Origin of the sequence: Rhodoferax sp. PAMC 29310 (genome assembly GCF_017948265.1) — a bacterium.
In the GTDB taxonomy this organism is placed as follows: Bacteria; Pseudomonadota; Gammaproteobacteria; order Burkholderiales; family Burkholderiaceae_C; genus Rhodoferax.
In genome coordinates this window covers 2,585,671-2,603,986 of the sequence record NZ_CP072852.1, presented here as the reverse complement: position 1 = coordinate 2,603,986, position 18,316 = coordinate 2,585,671, and the positions used below count along the sequence as shown (strand labels likewise).

7 protein-coding genes, 2 tRNA genes, 5 rRNA genes and 3 pseudogenes are annotated in these 18,316 nt (G+C 53.4%); 11 read left to right on the top strand and 6 right to left on the bottom strand.

Going from position 1 to position 18,316, the window contains the following annotated elements:
- Positions 1-229 precede the first annotated feature (229 nt).
- The 7 genes from J8G15_RS11945 to rrf (J8G15_RS11915) all read left to right on the top strand — a co-directional run bounded on the left by J8G15_RS11945 (position 230) and on the right by rrf (J8G15_RS11915) (position 9,027).
- Positions 230-3,108: ribosomal RNA gene (locus tag J8G15_RS11945) — 23S ribosomal RNA — on the top strand.
- Between the two features lie 165 nt (positions 3,109-3,273).
- A 5S ribosomal RNA gene (gene rrf, locus J8G15_RS11940) occupies positions 3,274-3,386 on the top strand.
- Between the two features lie 335 nt (positions 3,387-3,721).
- Positions 3,722-5,258 (top strand): 16S ribosomal RNA (locus J8G15_RS11935).
- 99 nt (positions 5,259-5,357) lie between these two features.
- A tRNA-Ile gene (locus tag J8G15_RS11930) sits at positions 5,358-5,434 on the top strand.
- Between the two features lie 26 nt (positions 5,435-5,460).
- Positions 5,461-5,536: transfer RNA gene (locus J8G15_RS11925), tRNA-Ala, on the top strand.
- 334 nt (positions 5,537-5,870) lie between these two features.
- Positions 5,871-8,749 (top strand): 23S ribosomal RNA (locus tag J8G15_RS11920).
- A 165-nt stretch (positions 8,750-8,914) separates the two neighbouring features.
- Positions 8,915-9,027, top strand: a 5S ribosomal RNA gene (gene rrf / locus J8G15_RS11915).
- The 16S, 23S and 5S rRNA genes sit together here with 2 tRNA genes alongside, the layout of an rRNA operon.
- Positions 9,028-9,337: 310 nt before the next feature.
- On the opposite strand, the gene istB is transcribed toward rrf (J8G15_RS11915), so the two are convergent.
- Together istB and istA are read right to left on the bottom strand one after the other, a co-directional pair.
- Positions 9,338-10,144 carry an IS21-like element helper ATPase IstB gene (gene istB, locus J8G15_RS11910; protein ID WP_210542236.1) on the bottom strand — a complete coding sequence of 269 codons (807 nt, stop codon included), beginning with the start codon at positions 10,142-10,144 and terminating at the stop codon, positions 9,338-9,340.
- The gene (gene istA / locus J8G15_RS11905; RefSeq protein WP_210542235.1) at positions 10,134-11,636 is read right to left on the bottom strand and encodes an IS21 family transposase; all 1,503 of its coding nucleotides are present in this window, start codon (positions 11,634-11,636) and stop codon (positions 10,134-10,136) included. The genes istB and istA overlap by 11 nt, the downstream gene beginning before the upstream one ends.
- Before the next feature lie 115 nt (positions 11,637-11,751).
- Between istA and J8G15_RS11900 the strand changes: the two are divergent.
- Positions 11,752-12,021 (top strand): annotated as a pseudogene (locus tag J8G15_RS11900) (transposase); the annotation flags it as partial.
- Between the two features lie 143 nt (positions 12,022-12,164).
- Here the strand turns inward: J8G15_RS11900 and J8G15_RS11895 are convergent.
- Positions 12,165-12,425 (bottom strand): annotated as a pseudogene (locus J8G15_RS11895) (long-chain fatty acid--CoA ligase); the annotation flags it as partial.
- Between the two features lie 67 nt (positions 12,426-12,492).
- Between J8G15_RS11895 and J8G15_RS11890 the strand changes: the two are divergent.
- Positions 12,493-13,722: an IS256 family transposase gene (locus J8G15_RS11890; protein ID WP_210542233.1), complete on the top strand. Its 1,230-nt coding sequence runs from the start codon at positions 12,493-12,495 to the stop codon at positions 13,720-13,722.
- Positions 13,723-13,759: 37 nt separating this feature from the next.
- Here J8G15_RS11890 and J8G15_RS11885 read toward each other — a convergent pair.
- The 3 genes and pseudogenes from J8G15_RS11885 to phhA form a co-directional block, all read right to left on the bottom strand.
- Positions 13,760-15,191: pseudogene (locus J8G15_RS11885) on the bottom strand (AMP-binding protein); the annotation flags it as partial.
- Positions 15,192-15,237: 46 nt separating this feature from the next.
- Positions 15,238-15,975: a hypothetical protein gene (locus tag J8G15_RS11880; protein ID WP_210542232.1), complete on the bottom strand. Its 738-nt coding sequence runs from the start codon at positions 15,973-15,975 to the stop codon at positions 15,238-15,240.
- A 44-nt stretch (positions 15,976-16,019) separates the two neighbouring features.
- Entirely contained in the window at positions 16,020-16,871 is an 852-nt protein-coding gene (gene phhA / locus J8G15_RS11875) for a phenylalanine 4-monooxygenase (RefSeq protein ID WP_210542230.1), read from the bottom strand.
- A gap of 127 nt (positions 16,872-16,998) precedes the next feature.
- Here phhA and J8G15_RS11870 point away from each other — a divergent pair, with 127 nt between their 5' ends.
- Positions 16,999-17,472 carry an Lrp/AsnC family transcriptional regulator gene (locus tag J8G15_RS11870; protein ID WP_210542228.1) on the top strand — a complete coding sequence of 158 codons (474 nt, stop codon included), beginning with the start codon at positions 16,999-17,001 and terminating at the stop codon, positions 17,470-17,472.
- A 52-nt stretch (positions 17,473-17,524) separates the two neighbouring features.
- Entirely contained in the window at positions 17,525-18,259 is a 735-nt protein-coding gene (locus J8G15_RS11865) for a GNAT family N-acetyltransferase (RefSeq protein WP_210542226.1), read from the top strand.
- Positions 18,260-18,316: the final 57 nt, after the last annotated feature.

Below are 18,316 nucleotides of genomic sequence, written 5' to 3'. Positions count from 1 at the left end.
ATAGAGTTTAATCAGCGTTGCTAGCGGAAAGTGCACATTCGTAAAGGTTTAGTGCACACCGTGCCGCTAGTGACAAATTTTTGATTGCGTCAAAATGAATATCAGACTTCACGTTTGAATTCGAATTATTTAAGTGAAAGCTTGGATACGGCATAACGCGATTGGTGAAAGACCAATCAAACATTCCTTGTGATAACTTTTAATCTCGAAAGAGATGTCAAAGTTATAGGGTCAAGTGAATAAGAGCATGTGGTGGATGCCTTGGCAATGATAGGCGACGAAGGACGTGATAGCCTGCGATAAGCTTCGGGGAGCTGGCAAATTAGCTTTGATCCGGAGATTTCCGAATGGGGAAACCCACCGAAAGGTATCGCATAGTGAATACATAGCTATGCGAGGCGAACCGGGTGAACTGAAACATCTCAGTAGCTCGAGGAAAAGACATCAACCGAGATTCCGAAAGTAGTGGCGAGCGAAATCGGAAAAGCCTGTTAGTGATAGCACGACTCTTAGCAAAACGGTTTGGAAAGGCCGACCATAGCAGGTGATAGTCCTGTATGCGAAAAGAGACGTGTGGTACTAAGTTAACGACAAGTAGGGCGGGACACGAGAAATCCTGTCTGAATATGGGGGGACCATCCTCCAAGGCTAAATACTCATCATTGACCGATAGTGAACTAGTACCGTGAGGGAAAGGCGAAAAGAACCCCGGGAGGGGAGTGAAATAGATCCTGAAACCGCATGCTTACAAAAAGTAGGAGCCTCGTAAGGGGTGACTGCGTACCTTTTGTATAATGGGTCAGCGACTTACATTCAGTGGCAAGGTTAACCGAATAGGGAAGCCGTAGAGAAATCGAGTCCGAATAGGGCGAATTAGTCGCTGGGTGTAGACCCGAAACCAAGTGATCTATCCATGGCCAGGATGAAGGTGCCGTAACAGGTACTGGAGGTCCGAACCGACTAGTGTTGCAAAACTAGCGGATGAGCTGTGGATAGGGGTGAAAGGCTAAACAAACTTGGAAATAGCTGGTTCTCTCCGAAAACTATTTAGGTAGTGCCTCAAGTATTACCGTTGGGGGTAGAGCACTGTTTAGGCTAGGGGGTCATGGCGACTTACCAAACCTATGCAAACTCCGAATACCGACGAGTACAGCTTGGGAGACAGAGCACCGGGTGCTAACGTCCGGACTCAAGAGGGAAACAACCCAGACCGCCAGCTAAGGTCCCTAAAATTGGCTAAGTGGGAAACGAAGTGGGAAGGCTAAAACAGTCAGGATGTTGGCTTAGAAGCAGCCATCATTTAAAGAAAGCGTAATAGCTCACTGATCGAGTCGTCCTGCGCGGAAGATGTAACGGGGCTAAGCCAGTTACCGAAGCTGCGGATTTGCAATTTATTGCAAGTGGTAGGAGAGCGTTCTGTAAGCCTGTGAAGGTGCGTTGTAAAGCGTGCTGGAGGTATCAGAAGTGCGAATGCTGACATGAGTAGCGTTAAAGGGGGTGAAAAGCCCCCTCGCCGTAAGCGCAAGGTTTTCTACGCAACGTTCATCGGCGTAGAGTGAGTCGGCCCCTAAGGCGAGGCAGAGATGCGTAGTTGATGGGAAACAGGTCAATATTCCTGTACCGATGTGTAGTGCGATGTGGGGACGGAGAAGGTTAGCTCAGCCAACTGTTGGACATGTTGGTTCAAGCCTGTAGTCGTGCCTGGTAGGTAAATCCGCCGGGCTTAGATGAGGGGTGATAACGAGTCTGCTTGCAGACGAAGTGAGTGATACCCTGCTTCCAGGAAAAGCCACTAAGCTTCAGCTACACACGACCGTACCGCAAACCGACACTGGTGCGCGAGATGAGTATTCTAAGGCGCTTGAGAGAACTCAGGAGAAGGAACTCGGCAAATTGACACCGTAACTTCGGAAGAAGGTGTGCCTTTAGTAGGTGAAGTCCCTCGCGGATGGAGCCGAGAAAGGTTGCAAAAAATCGGTGGCTGCGACTGTTTATTAAAAACACAGCACTCTGCAAACACGAAAGTGGACGTATAGGGTGTGACGCCTGCCCGGTGCTGGAAGATTAAATGATGGGGTGCAAGCTCTTGATTGAAGTCCCAGTAAACGGCGGCCGTAACTATAACGGTCCTAAGGTAGCGAAATTCCTTGTCGGGTAAGTTCCGACCTGCACGAATGGCGTAACGATGGCCACACTGTCTCCTCCTGAGACTCAGCGAAGTTGAAATGTTTGTGATGATGCAATCTCCCCGCGGAAAGACGGAAAGACCCCATGAACCTTTACTGTAGCTTTGTATTGGACTTTGAACAGATCTGTGTAGGATAGGTGGGAGGCTTTGAAGCGGTGCCGCTAGGTATCGTGGAGCCAACGTTGAAATACCACCCTGGTGTGTTTGAGGTTCTAACCTAGGTCCATTATCTGGATCGGGGACAGTGCATGGTAGGCAGTTTGACTGGGGCGGTCTCCTCCCAAAGCGTAACGGAGGAGTTCGAAGGTACGCTAGTTACGGTCGGACATCGTGACGATAGTGCAATGGCATAAGCGTGCTTAACTGCGAGACTGACAAGTCGAGCAGATGCGAAAGCAGGACATAGTGATCCGGTGGTTCTGTATGGAAGGGCCATCGCTCAACGGATAAAAGGTACTCTGGGGATAACAGGCTGATACCGCCCAAGAGTTCATATCGACGGCGGTGTTTGGCACCTCGATGTCGGCTCATCTCATCCTGGGGCTGTAGCCGGTCCCAAGGGTATGGCTGTTCGCCATTTAAAGAGGTACGTGAGCTGGGTTTAAAACGTCGTGAGACAGTTTGGTCCCTATCTTCCGTGGGCGCTGCAGATTTGAGGAAGCCTGCTCCTAGTACGAGAGGACCGGAGTGGACACACCTCTGGTGTATCGGTTGTCACGCCAGTGGCATTGCCGAGTAGCTAAGTGTGGAAGAGATAACCGCTGAAAGCATCTAAGCGGGAAACTCGTTTCAAGATGAGATCTGCCGGGGCCTTGAGCCCCCTAAAGAGTCGTTCAAGACCAGGACGTTGATAGGCCGGGTGTGGAAGCGCAGTAATGCGTTAAGCTAACCGGTACTAATTGCTCGTGCGGCTTGACCCTATAACTTTGATCTACGACAAGTAGTTTCAAGGAAGTTATGCCAAGTTGACGCATTCAAAAATCCTGTGCGCAGTCATATGCACATAGGTTCGTTAAATCGATGAAGCTGATTAGCTCTATAAATTCGTTGTCCAGACCTGGTGTCTGGGTGACAAAAAGTTTAAGTCTGACGACCATAGCGAAGTGGTACCACTCCTTCCCATCCCGAACAGGACAGTGAAACGCTTCAGCGCCGATGATAGTGCGGGTTCCCGTGTGAAAGTAGGTCATCGTCAGACTAGCCAACCGGAAACGCCCAGTCCAACGACTGGGCGTTTTTCTTAGAGCTCTGAAAAGAATTCTGAGAAAAGCGCCAATAAGCGTGATAGAATAAAAGGCTTCGCTGATCACAGTGAGTCAAAAATCCGAGCAAGACGAGAGTCAAGTTTGGGTGGATCATTAAAAATATACAGCCGATAAGCGTGGGCGTTTGAAGGCGATTGCCAAGTTCTTCGGAACTAAGTCTTAATTGGCTTACAAACGCTCATGAAGTAAAAAAGATGTGAAATTCAGAAATGAAATTCACGTTGATTCCAATTTATGAGTTGCTCGAAAGAGCGAAAAAATCAAGATCGAACTATAGAGTTTGATCCTGGCTCAGATTGAACGCTGGCGGCATGCCTTACACATGCAAGTCGAACGGCAGCACGGGAGCAATCCTGGTGGCGAGTGGCGAACGGGTGAGTAATATATCGGAACGTGCCCAGTCGTGGGGGATAACGCAGCGAAAGCTGTGCTAATACCGCATACGATCTCTGGATGAAAGCGGGGGACTCGCAAGAGCCTCGCGCGATTGGAGCGGCCGATATCAGATTAGCTAGTTGGTGGGGTAAAAGCTCACCAAGGCGACGATCTGTAGCTGGTCTGAGAGGACGACCAGCCACACTGGAACTGAGACACGGTCCAGACTCCTACGGGAGGCAGCAGTGGGGAATTTTGGACAATGGGCGAAAGCCTGATCCAGCAATGCCGCGTGCAGGATGAAGGCCTTCGGGTTGTAAACTGCTTTTGTACGGAACGAAAAAGCTTTCTCTAATAAAGAGAGTTCATGACGGTACCGTAAGAATAAGCACCGGCTAACTACGTGCCAGCAGCCGCGGTAATACGTAGGGTGCGAGCGTTAATCGGAATTACTGGGCGTAAAGCGTGCGCAGGCGGTTATGCAAGACAGATGTGAAATCCCCGGGCTCAACCTGGGACCTGCATTTGTGACTGCATAGCTAGAGTACGGTAGAGGGGGATGGAATTCCGCGTGTAGCAGTGAAATGCGTAGATATGCGGAGGAACACCGATGGCGAAGGCAATCCCCTGGACCTGTACTGACGCTCATGCACGAAAGCGTGGGGAGCAAACAGGATTAGATACCCTGGTAGTCCACGCCCTAAACGATGTCAACTGGTTGTTGGGTCTTCACTGACTCAGTAACGAAGCTAACGCGTGAAGTTGACCGCCTGGGGAGTACGGCCGCAAGGTTGAAACTCAAAGGAATTGACGGGGACCCGCACAAGCGGTGGATGATGTGGTTTAATTCGATGCAACGCGAAAAACCTTACCCACCTTTGACATGTACGGAAGTCGCTAGAGATAGCTTCGTGCTCGAAAGAGAGCCGTAACACAGGTGCTGCATGGCTGTCGTCAGCTCGTGTCGTGAGATGTTGGGTTAAGTCCCGCAACGAGCGCAACCCTTGTCATTAGTTGCTACATTTAGTTGGGCACTCTAATGAGACTGCCGGTGACAAGCCGGAGGAAGGTGGGGATGACGTCAAGTCCTCATGGCCCTTATAGGTGGGGCTACACACGTCATACAATGGCTGGTACAAAGGGTTGCCAACCCGCGAGGGGGAGCTAATCCCACAAAGCCAGTCGTAGTCCGGATCGTAGTCTGCAACTCGACTACGTGAAGTCGGAATCGCTAGTAATCGTGGATCAGAATGTCACGGTGAATACGTTCCCGGGTCTTGTACACACCGCCCGTCACACCATGGGAGCGGGTTCTGCCAGAAGTAGTTAGCCTAACCGCAAGGAGGGCGATTACCACGGCAGGGTTCGTGACTGGGGTGAAGTCGTAACAAGGTAGCCGTATCGGAAGGTGCGGCTGGATCACCTCCTTTCTGGAAACTGCAATTTAATTTGAACGCTCACACTTATCGGTTGTTGGATGGTTGTCGCTGACGGGCATGGCTAAGGCTGTGCTCACAGGTGACCGGCTTGGGTCTGTAGCTCAGTTGGTTAGAGCACTGTGTTGATAACGCAGGGGTCGTTGGTTCGAAACCAACCAGACCCACCATTGTCGTCCAACGTCCTTCTGGTTTTGGGGGTGTAGCTCAGCTGGGAGAGCGGCTGCTTTGCAAGCAGTAGGTAGCGGGTTCGAGTCCTGTCACCTCCACCAATCTTCTTATCTGAGAGTGAATACTCAACACCAAAGTAGCTTTGAAGAAGGCTGCTTTGTTGTTGATCGAGATTACTTGATCAATCGGCTGTTCTTTAAAAATTTATAGAGTTTAATCAGCGTTGCTAGCGGAAAGTGCACATTCGTAAAGGTTTAGTGCACACCGTGCCGCTAGTGACAAATTTTTGATTGCGTCAAAATGAATATCAGACTTCACGTTTGAATTCGAATTATTTAAGTGAAAGCTTGGATACGGCATAACGCGATTGGTGAAAGACCAATCAAACATTCCTTGTGATAACTTTTAATCTCGAAAGAGATGTCAAAGTTATAGGGTCAAGTGAATAAGAGCATGTGGTGGATGCCTTGGCAATGATAGGCGACGAAGGACGTGATAGCCTGCGATAAGCTTCGGGGAGCTGGCAAATTAGCTTTGATCCGGAGATTTCCGAATGGGGAAACCCACCGAAAGGTATCGCATAGTGAATACATAGCTATGCGAGGCGAACCGGGTGAACTGAAACATCTCAGTAGCTCGAGGAAAAGACATCAACCGAGATTCCGAAAGTAGTGGCGAGCGAAATCGGAAAAGCCTGTTAGTGATAGCACGACTCTTAGCAAAACGGTTTGGAAAGGCCGACCATAGCAGGTGATAGTCCTGTATGCGAAAAGAGACGTGTGGTACTAAGTTAACGACAAGTAGGGCGGGACACGAGAAATCCTGTCTGAATATGGGGGGACCATCCTCCAAGGCTAAATACTCATCATTGACCGATAGTGAACTAGTACCGTGAGGGAAAGGCGAAAAGAACCCCGGGAGGGGAGTGAAATAGATCCTGAAACCGCATGCTTACAAAAAGTAGGAGCCTCGTAAGGGGTGACTGCGTACCTTTTGTATAATGGGTCAGCGACTTACATTCAGTGGCAAGGTTAACCGAATAGGGAAGCCGTAGAGAAATCGAGTCCGAATAGGGCGAATTAGTCGCTGGGTGTAGACCCGAAACCAAGTGATCTATCCATGGCCAGGATGAAGGTGCCGTAACAGGTACTGGAGGTCCGAACCGACTAGTGTTGCAAAACTAGCGGATGAGCTGTGGATAGGGGTGAAAGGCTAAACAAACTTGGAAATAGCTGGTTCTCTCCGAAAACTATTTAGGTAGTGCCTCAAGTATTACCGTTGGGGGTAGAGCACTGTTTAGGCTAGGGGGTCATGGCGACTTACCAAACCTATGCAAACTCCGAATACCGACGAGTACAGCTTGGGAGACAGAGCACCGGGTGCTAACGTCCGGACTCAAGAGGGAAACAACCCAGACCGCCAGCTAAGGTCCCTAAAATTGGCTAAGTGGGAAACGAAGTGGGAAGGCTAAAACAGTCAGGATGTTGGCTTAGAAGCAGCCATCATTTAAAGAAAGCGTAATAGCTCACTGATCGAGTCGTCCTGCGCGGAAGATGTAACGGGGCTAAGCCAGTTACCGAAGCTGCGGATTTGCAATTTATTGCAAGTGGTAGGAGAGCGTTCTGTAAGCCTGTGAAGGTGCGTTGTAAAGCGTGCTGGAGGTATCAGAAGTGCGAATGCTGACATGAGTAGCGTTAAAGGGGGTGAAAAGCCCCCTCGCCGTAAGCGCAAGGTTTTCTACGCAACGTTCATCGGCGTAGAGTGAGTCGGCCCCTAAGGCGAGGCAGAGATGCGTAGTTGATGGGAAACAGGTCAATATTCCTGTACCGATGTGTAGTGCGATGTGGGGACGGAGAAGGTTAGCTCAGCCAACTGTTGGACATGTTGGTTCAAGCCTGTAGTCGTGCCTGGTAGGTAAATCCGCCGGGCTTAGATGAGGGGTGATAACGAGTCTGCTTGCAGACGAAGTGAGTGATACCCTGCTTCCAGGAAAAGCCACTAAGCTTCAGCTACACACGACCGTACCGCAAACCGACACTGGTGCGCGAGATGAGTATTCTAAGGCGCTTGAGAGAACTCAGGAGAAGGAACTCGGCAAATTGACACCGTAACTTCGGAAGAAGGTGTGCCTTTAGTAGGTGAAGTCCCTCGCGGATGGAGCCGAGAAAGGTTGCAAAAAATCGGTGGCTGCGACTGTTTATTAAAAACACAGCACTCTGCAAACACGAAAGTGGACGTATAGGGTGTGACGCCTGCCCGGTGCTGGAAGATTAAATGATGGGGTGCAAGCTCTTGATTGAAGTCCCAGTAAACGGCGGCCGTAACTATAACGGTCCTAAGGTAGCGAAATTCCTTGTCGGGTAAGTTCCGACCTGCACGAATGGCGTAACGATGGCCACACTGTCTCCTCCTGAGACTCAGCGAAGTTGAAATGTTTGTGATGATGCAATCTCCCCGCGGAAAGACGGAAAGACCCCATGAACCTTTACTGTAGCTTTGTATTGGACTTTGAACAGATCTGTGTAGGATAGGTGGGAGGCTTTGAAGCGGTGCCGCTAGGTATCGTGGAGCCAACGTTGAAATACCACCCTGGTGTGTTTGAGGTTCTAACCTAGGTCCATTATCTGGATCGGGGACAGTGCATGGTAGGCAGTTTGACTGGGGCGGTCTCCTCCCAAAGCGTAACGGAGGAGTTCGAAGGTACGCTAGTTACGGTCGGACATCGTGACGATAGTGCAATGGCATAAGCGTGCTTAACTGCGAGACTGACAAGTCGAGCAGATGCGAAAGCAGGACATAGTGATCCGGTGGTTCTGTATGGAAGGGCCATCGCTCAACGGATAAAAGGTACTCTGGGGATAACAGGCTGATACCGCCCAAGAGTTCATATCGACGGCGGTGTTTGGCACCTCGATGTCGGCTCATCTCATCCTGGGGCTGTAGCCGGTCCCAAGGGTATGGCTGTTCGCCATTTAAAGAGGTACGTGAGCTGGGTTTAAAACGTCGTGAGACAGTTTGGTCCCTATCTTCCGTGGGCGCTGCAGATTTGAGGAAGCCTGCTCCTAGTACGAGAGGACCGGAGTGGACACACCTCTGGTGTATCGGTTGTCACGCCAGTGGCATTGCCGAGTAGCTAAGTGTGGAAGAGATAACCGCTGAAAGCATCTAAGCGGGAAACTCGTTTCAAGATGAGATCTGCCGGGGCCTTGAGCCCCCTAAAGAGTCGTTCAAGACCAGGACGTTGATAGGCCGGGTGTGGAAGCGCAGTAATGCGTTAAGCTAACCGGTACTAATTGCTCGTGCGGCTTGACCCTATAACTTTGATCTACGACAAGTAGTTTCAAGGAAGTTATGCCAAGTTGACGCATTCAAAAATCCTGTGCGCAGTCATATGCACATAGGTTCGTTAAATCGATGAAGCTGATTAGCTCTATAAATTCGTTGTCCAGACCTGGTGTCTGGGTGACAAAAAGTTTAAGTCTGACGACCATAGCGAAGTGGTACCACTCCTTCCCATCCCGAACAGGACAGTGAAACGCTTCAGCGCCGATGATAGTGCGGGTTCCCGTGTGAAAGTAGGTCATCGTCAGACTAGCCAACCGGAAACGCCCAGTCCAACGACTGGGCGTTTTTTTTGTCTGCTGATTTGTGACGCTGAGCACTCCACTTGCTTGAGGTGCAGTGAGTTGACTCATTGTCAGCGCCGATTGAATATTGAGCCACCCTGCCGATCCAATATTGAGCCAGGGCGGGTTGCCAGTTTTTGAATTGGCAACTGTGGATAAGTGTACCCAGTCGCTGTTTTTTTGAACTCTCCTGTCTTGGTGGTTTTGAATCAGAAACAGCAAAGGGGAAAGGAGCGCAGGGCGACGCCTGTAGCGGATTTCCCCTTTGCGCCCCCTTCAGAAGGGCTCCTCTACTGGCGTTTCTTTGCTCCCTTTACGCGCTTGCTCCCGGGCCTTGATCCGTGACTTCGCCGCCATGGAGCTGTGCTGGAAACGGTATGACTCGTTGCCCGTCTCAACGATATGACAGTGGTGGGTGAGCCGGTCCAGCAGCGCCGTGGTCATCTTGGCATCGATAAACACACTGGACCACTCCGCGAAGCTCAGGTTGGTGGTGGTGATCACACTGGTGTGCTCGTACAGCTTGGAGAGCAGGTGAAACAGCAAGGCCCCACCGGCTTGACTGAACGGCAAATAGCCCAGTTCATCAAGGATCACCAGATCCATGCGCATCAGTGACAGTGCGATGCGCCCGGCCTTGCCATCGCGCTTTTCTTTCTCCAGCACATTGACCAAATCGACGGTGGAATAAAAACGTACCCGTTTGCCTTTGGATGCGATACCGGCCACCGCAATGGCGGTGGCCAAATGGGTCTTGCCGGTGCCCGGCCCACCAATGAGAACGGCGTTCTGTGCGGTGTCCGTAAATGCCAGCGTGGCCAACTGCTTGACCAGTGCCTGATCTACTTTGGAACAAGCAAAGTCAAACCCTGCCAGGTCGCGATGCAAGGGGAACTTGGCCGCGTTCATTTGGTGGCGCACTGAGCGCATGGCACGGTCGGTGTGTTCTGCCTCCAGCAGGTGTTCAATCAACCACTTTGAGGATGCCGTTGATGCCTCGCCTTGAGCCATCAAATCCGTCCAGGCACCCACCATGCCGTGCAAGCGCAGTTCTTTGAGTTCAGTGGTTACATCAGGACGCATGGCTCACCTCCGTCAGCGTACGCAGGCTGTCATAACGCCCTGTATTGGCCACGGGTGCCTCCTGAAGCAGCAAAGTCGTCTCCACCGCCTCGGGTATCGGCTTGGCATTGAGCCGGGCCAGCACGTTGAGGACGTGCTCGGTACTGAGCGCGCCGGACTCAACGACCAGTTCCACCGCCACCAGCACTGCCTCCAGCCCAGCGCTTGGCACTGCGGCCAGCACCTGTGCCATCACCTTGTCACCGCCGTCATGGCGCATCAGGCCCAGCTTCAGTTTCTTCAGGGGCTCGGGCATGTCTGCAAAGGGGGCACCGTTTCGCAAGGCACCGGGTTTGCGCTGTACCAAGTCGATGTAGTGCTGCCAGTCGTAGCTGGTGTGCCCACGGTCCGATAAGCGCTCGTGACTGGCCACCACCGCGTCATGCGCCACCACGCTGATGCGCGTGGGATAGAGCCTGGTGCTAACCCGCTGGCCAGCGAGCTCACAAGGCACCGAATAGCGGTTGCGCTGCACACTCACCAGGCAGGTGCTGGTGACCTTGGCCGGGCTCTCCACGTAGCCGTCAAATGGGGTGGGCATGGGCATCATCTCTGTGCGCTCTTGCTCCAGCATCTCAAGCACACTGAAGTGCTTGTATTCGGGGTGGCGGATCTCGCCCCACAGGGCGCGGCAGCGCTCGCCCAGCCAGGCGTTGAGTTGATCAAATGAATGCCACTGGCGTGTCTGCGCCTCGATCCAGATTCGCCTGCGGCTGTCCTGGACGTTCTTCTCCACGACTCCTTTCTCCCAGCCACTGGCGACGTTGCAGAAGTCGGCATCAAACAGGTAGTGCGTGCACATGACAGCAAAGCGGGCGTTCACAACACGGCCCTTGCCCTTCTTGACTTTGTCCACGGCGGTCTTCATGTTGTCGTAGATGCCGCGCCTGGCCACACCACCCAGGGCCGCAAATGAGCGTGTATGGGCATCGAACAGCATTTCATGACCCTGGCTGGGGTAGGCCACCAGCCAGAAGGCGCGGCTGGCACACAGCTTCATGTGCGACACCTGCATGCGCCGGTAAATGCCACCGACCACCAAACCTTCTTCGCTCCAGTCGAACTGGAAGGCTTCGCCCAGATCAAACTTCAAAGGAACGAAGGCATGAGGCTTCTTCCCCTCGGTGGCGCGCCACTCCCGGATGAAGTCTGTGACACGGCTGTATCCACCCAGGTAGCCACTGGCCTTGATTTGGGCAAACAGTGCTTTGCCTGTGCGTTGGTCTTGTTTGTGGCGGTGGGCATCGGCCTTGAGGGCTTGTTCCAACTCGTCAGTGAGGGCTGTCAGTTTGCCAAACGTCTTGGCCCGTACGTACTTGGGAGCCTCAACTTCTTCGGGGGTCTCCAGCCATTTGTGCACGGTGTTGCGTGACAGTCCCGTGCGTTTTGCAATGGCCCGCTCTGAGAGCTTGTCGCGCATCTGCATGCGCCTTATCTTGCCTAAAAGTTCCATGGTGATCACCTTGTTTGCTCCTGCCTAAAAAATCGGCAGAGCTAGTAAAACACCTGGCTCAGTTTTGAATCGGCACAGCCTCTAAAAGTGGCTCAGTTTTCGGTCGGCGGCAACACCGGAGTACATCAGCAAACTGATCCAGGACTGGGCCAAAGGCATGGGCATCCGGCTGGACTACATCCAGGCCGGCAATCCCCAGCAAAATGCCTATGTAGAGAGATTCAACCGGACGGTCCGCTACGAGTGGCTTTCACATAATCACTGGTCAACGATTGACGAGGTTCAGGAGCACGCCACGCAATGGACCTGGTCCTACAATCACGACCGCCCGCACATGGCCTTGGGTGGATTGACCCCGAAGCAGCACTTGGCCAAGGCTGCATAACCCTTCTACTTCTGACGTCAGTGGAAAACGGGGGGATTGCCCTTCAGGCAATTTTTATTCAAGTGATTGGTTGTCACGCGTGGTTAACGCTACTTGATTTGGCCCGGCCTATTCGCGCTCGATTGTCAAAGGATTTAGGGGGTCTACTTCTCGCTCCTCAGCGAACGTCGCAGAATTTTCCCGACGTTTGATTTGGGCAATTCGTCTCGGAATTCAATGTACTTGGGCCGCTTGTAGCCGGTCAGGTTTTCTTGGCAGAAGTCGGCAATCAGGTCCTCCGTCACCATAGAGTTGTGACGGACGACAAATACCTTGATGGCCTCTCCCTGCTTCTCATCAGGTGTTCCGATTGCGGCGCATTCAATGACGCCGTCACACATTGAGATCACATTCTCCAGTTCACTTGAGGGTGTAAGAAGTTTTGTGTAAACGGTTATTTGGCAGGAAACTGCTGTCTTGCATGGAGCCGAGATGACCGTAGAGATGAAACCCTTACCCGCCGAGCTGATTGACGCCCTGTTGGCCGACTACAAAAAGCCCGAAGACCTGATTGGCCAGAATGGCCTCTTGACGCAGCTCACCAAAGCCTTGGTCGAGCGAGCTTTGCAAGCCGAATTGACCGGCCACCTGGGTCACGGCAAGAACCAGTTGGTTGCCAATGAAGCGGGCAACACCCGCAACGGGTGCAGCAAGAAAACGCTCAAAGGCGATTTTGGCCAGCTACCCATAGAAATCCCCCGTGACCGCGCCGGCACCTTCGAGCCCCAACTGATTGGCAAACACCAGACCCGCTGGAGCGGCTTTGACGACAAGATACTGTCGCTGTATGCCCGAGGCATGACGGTACGCGAGATTCAAGGCCATCTGCAGGAGATGTACGGCGCCGAAGTGTCTCCTACCCTGATTTCATCCGTGACCGACGCCGTCATGGACGAGGTCAAAGCCTGGCAGTCGCGCCCCTTGGAGGCGCTGTACCCCATCGTCTACATGGACTGCATTCACGTCAAGGTGCGCGACAACGGTACTGTGCGGGTCAAGGCCCTGTACTTGGCCATTGGCGTCAACCTGGACGGCCTCAAAGAGGTACTGGGCCTGTGGATGGCCCAAACCGAAGGGGCCAAGTTCTGGCTGCAGGTGGTGACTGAACTGAAGAATCGGGGCGTGGCTGACATCTTTATCGCCTGCGTAGATGGGCTCAAAGGTTTCCCTGACGCCATTGAGGCAGTCTTCCCCAAGGCGACGGTGCAGCTTTGCATTGTTCACATGGTGCGTCACAGCCTGAACTTCGTGGGGTGGAAACAGCGCAAGGAAGTCGCCGCGGATTTGCGGCTGATTTACGCTGCGCCCACTGAATCCGAAGCTGAGCGACAACTCACGGCATTCGAGGTCAAATGGGACGATTCCTTCGCTCCGATTGGGCGCTCCTGGCGGCGCAACTGGACACACTTGATACCGTTCTTTGAATACCCGCCAGACATCCGAAAAGTGATTTACACGACCAACGCCATTGAGTCCGTGAACATGAGCCTGCGCAAAATAACCAAGACCCGCGGCTCGTTCCCATCTGAGGACGCAGTGTTCAAGCTGTTCTATCTGGCACTGAACAACATCAGCCAGAAATGGACGATGCCGATTCGGGATTGGAAGGCTGCTCTGAACCGCTTTACCATTCAGTTTGACGAGCGCATGCCGCGCGTCTAACTTAACCGCCGTTTACACAAAATACGGGACACCCTCGTTCACTTGGGAAAACGTTGAAACCACTGACAAGAATCATGTCTTTGATTCGGTCAACGATGCGGATATAACCGTTGGAATCCATAATCCCAATGTCGCCGGTACGCATGAATCCATCGGCGGTGAATGCCGTTTTGTTTTCCTCCGGTTGTTGGTAATAGCCCGTCATGACATTCGGGCCTTTGATACAAATTTCGCCCGCGTCTCCATGCTGCAAAGTGACTCCTTCGTCGCTTTTAATCGCTATTTCAATACCGGGCAACGGCAGGCCGATGGTCCCGGAGAACTCAGTTGTGGTGACGGGGTTGTTTGTCCCGAGCGCGCAGGTTTCACTCATGCCCCAACCCTCGACCATGGCACAACCCGTAACCTCATACCAGTGTTTGGCCGTACCGGACGACGCCGCCATGCCCCCAGCCTGTGAAACACAAAGGCTAGAGAAATCAACTGTCTTGAATTGGGGGTGCTGAAGCAGGGCGTTGAATAGGGTGTTGACTGCCGGGAGAATGTGAAAGGGCCGTTTCTTCAAGGTTTGAATAAATCCGCCGAAATCTCTCGGGTTGGGAATCAAAGTCAAATGGGATCCCCATCGAATCGCAACCAGGGAGATGGTCAGCGCAATGATGTGATACAGAGGCAAGGCCGCGATGCTGTTTGTTTGACGTACGTCTCCCACACGTTCTAATGCGGGGGTGAACCACGCTTCAGCTTGAAGCATGGCGGCAACGATATTCCGATGTGTGAGCACAGCGCCTTTGCTCAATCCGGTGTTGCCCCCGGTGTATTGCAAGAACGCGATAGAGTCCAAAGTGGACCCCGCGGGGGCGAGTTTCAGCGACGCACCTTTCGCAAGGGCCTGTTCGAAGGACGTGACAGTGCGGCCCCCGGTCAATGGCAACGAGAAGGCCGGGACCATTTTGGCCAGATGGCGCACCGCAAATGTCATCCATCGCCCATACCAGAAACCAAGTAGGTCGCCCATTGAGGCCACCACCACATGTTGAACGGCCGTGTGGTCGATCACTTCTGCCAGCGTTGCAACAAAATCTTCCAAAACGACAATTACTGTGGCCCCTGAGTCCTTGAGTTGATGGGCCAACTCTCGGGCTGTGTAAAGCGGGTTCACGTTGACACAGGTGTAGCCGCCGCGCAGCACCCCGGACATGGTCACCGGAAACTGCGGAAGATTGGGCAGCATGATGGCAACTCTTGCGCCTTCTTCCAATCCAAGGTTTTGAAGCCAAGCGCCCATGGCCGCAGAGAGGTCGTCGAGTTGCCCGTAACTCATCCAACTTTCCATGCAAACCGAAAACGGAAATGCCGCATTCATTCTTGAATGACAACTCCAACATCTCAGTGAGAGATCGGTATTGATCGGGATCCACCTCGTGTGGAACGCCCGGGGGATAACTCTTCAGCCAAATTTTTTCCATCGTCAACTCCTGTGCCTTCGTTTTTAACGGTGTCAGGCGTTGGCGCCTATCGGGGTTCTCCCAGTAGGCTGGTGATTTCAGTCTCGCAAGAGACAGATGGCCCGTTGAAAAACTGATCCATCAGCGTCGACTCCCTTGTGTCAACCAGTTCTAGGAAGTGCGTAACCGCATTCGACTGTTTACCCATCGTCGCAAAAGTGTCAAAGCCCGCTTCCAGGAACTGCTGCAATGAGCCAAGCCCGGCTATCTGGGCTGGTCTGCGCATCATGCGCAGCATGGTGCGCAGACCAGGCTTGCGGGTCAGCCGGTCCAGCTCCGCACCAACCTCCAGCGTGCTCGCCAATTGCTGGCTTCGGTCCGAGCGTCGGCCAACATCACGCCAAGCTGCTATGTAGCGGGCCGCATCGCTCCCGCTGGGGTGCCCTAACCAATGCTCTGCCATGGCGAAGTCCAGCTCCTCCGTCAGCGAATGAAGCTGCGCGAGCGAGACGGCGGTATGAATCACTTGCTCGGGGAATATTCTCTCAAGCGCCCCGGCGATGCGAGAAAACTGCGCGTCGCGCTCCGTGTAGTCTTTGTCACTGTACAACTCGTTCAGAAAGAAGAGGGCTGCAGGGCGGTAGCGGGGGGCCGCTAGCAAGTCGGCGTAGGTGCCCTCGAATCGCCGGGCCTGCAGGTGTTTGATCTCGGACACTGCATGCGCCAGACCAGGGAGACCTGTTGCCGCCTGGCGCAATGCCTCTACCCGGTCCACAGCACTGCGTATGATTGTTTTCGCATCCATATAGGCGGTAAGTCTATAGGGGCCGTGCCCCGGGGTGATGCGCCTTATTCAATATAAATAGAGTCTGACGGCAATGATGCGTTGGCGACGAAGTCGGGTTTGCCCTTGATGGCGTCGTATAGCGGGGTGAAGTCCGGTGCTGTTTGGCTCAACAAGTCATCGATGCTGTCAATGACGAAATAGGTCTGCTGGTAGGTGTCAATCTTGTAGCGGGTGCGCATGACGCGCTTCAGGTCCAGTTTGATGCGTTGGGGCTCCGCACTGGTTACCGCGTAGGTTAACTCGCCGCTTGAGCTCAAAATGCCGGCGCCGTAGGCACGCAGGCCGTCCGCCTGGGCGATCAGGCCAAATTCGATGGTATACCAATAGAGCCGGGACAACTGTTCGCAGACGCCCTGTTCGTGGGCTTTGAGGCCACCCTGGCCATAGCGCTGCACAAAATCGGCAAACACGGGGTTAAACAGCAGCGGCACATGGCCAAAGAGATCGTGAAACACATCCGGCTCCACGATGTAATCAAATTCCTCCGGGGTACGAATCCAATCTGTGACGGGAAACTTGCGATTCGCCAACAGCGTGAAAAATGGCACCTCTGGAATCAATCCGGGCACGGTGACGATCTCCCAGCCGGTCGCCTTGCGAAGACGCTCGTTGATGTCTTCAAAGTGAGGAATACGACTCTTCACGCCCAGCGACGGCAGGGCAGCGATGAACTCGTCACAGGCCAATCCCGGAAGCAGCGCCTCCTGGCGTTCGTAGAGCCGACGGTAGGTATCGTGGTCCGTGTCTGTGTACTGGGCGTAGTCCTGCTCGCAGGTGTAGTCCGCGCCGGCCCGGGAGTAGTCGCCGCGCGGCGGGCGATCGCTGGCGCCGTAAACAACAGGTTCTGTGGCCATGGTGTCGCGCTCCTTTTTACTGGTTGTGGTTGTGCCTGCCGCAGTCTAGTGGTGATGCCCCGGAGAATACCTGCAAGATCAAGCCTCTGTTTTGCCCAAAAAGCAGTAATCCTGCAAAATACAAAGGATGGAAACACTCGATAAGCTTGATCGTCAAATATTAAACAGTTTGCAGGCGAACGGTCGCGCCACCTATGACCAAATCGCCGAGGTGGTCAGCCTTTCGCCTAGCGCCGTTCTGAGGCGTGTCAAGCGCCTGGAGGAAAGCGGGATGATTGACCGCTACGTGGCGCTGGTGACGCCGGAAAACGTGGGCCTGGGATTGAGGGCGCACATCAATGTGCGTCTGGAAAAGAACACGGAGAGCCACAAGCGCAATCCTCGCGACCTGTTTCGGGCCAGCATTCAGACTTGGCCCGAGGTGGTTGAGTGTGATGCGCTGAGCGGGGAGATGGACTATTTTCTGAAAGTACTGGTGCGCGACATGAGCGCCTACTCCCACTTTGTGATGAACACACTTCTCAACCACCCTAGCGTGCAAGACTGCAAAACAAGCTTTGTGCTGGATCGGGTCAAGTCGACCACGGCGGTCCCTTTGTAGGTATATTTGTAACTGGGCTGACAACCCTAGGGAATACCCTTATATTGTCACCATGGTCGAAACACAATTACCCATTGCCAAGTCGTTGGAAGCACCTGGCAGTACCTTGGGGCAATCACACCCGGTTCTTGCGCCTGCCCGCACGGCGAGCAAGTCCAGTGCGAGAGTGCCCATTCGCACGCTGGGGGCGAGCCACCGTGAACGCATTGCCAAGCACTTGCTGGCGCTGGACCAGCATGACCGGTATTTGCGCTTTGGCTTTAACGCCAACGATGAGCAGATTCAACGCTATGCCGACAAGCTGAATTTTGAACGGGATGAGATCTTTGGCATCTACAACCGGCGTTTGGAATTGATTGCCATGGCGCATTTGGCGTTTTCCACTGATGGTCAGCTCAAACCTTGCGCTGAGTTTGGGGTGTCGGTGTCGGCGGCGGTGCGAGGTCGGGGTTATGGTGCCCGCCTATTTGACCGGGCCGCCATGCATGCTCGCAATGAGGGCGTCAGTCTCATGTTCATTCACGCGCTCAGCGAAAACGCGGTCATGCTCAAAATTGCCCGCCAGGCCGGTGCGGTGGTCGAGCGCGATGGCGCTGAGTCTGAAGCGCATTTGAGGCTGTTGCCTGCCACGCTGGACACGCGCCTGACTGAGTTGCTGGAAGAGCAGATGGCGCGCGCCGACTACCGCTTGAAATGGCAATTCAAGACGCTGGGCGATCTTTTTACCCCGTCGCCAACCGGAGCGCAAGCCACAAATCGGGACACGACGGACCCTGAATCACGTTGAGCAAGGCATCGATTCGCGCAATGCCTGCGCAATCCGCTATCCTTGCAGTTCTTTAAC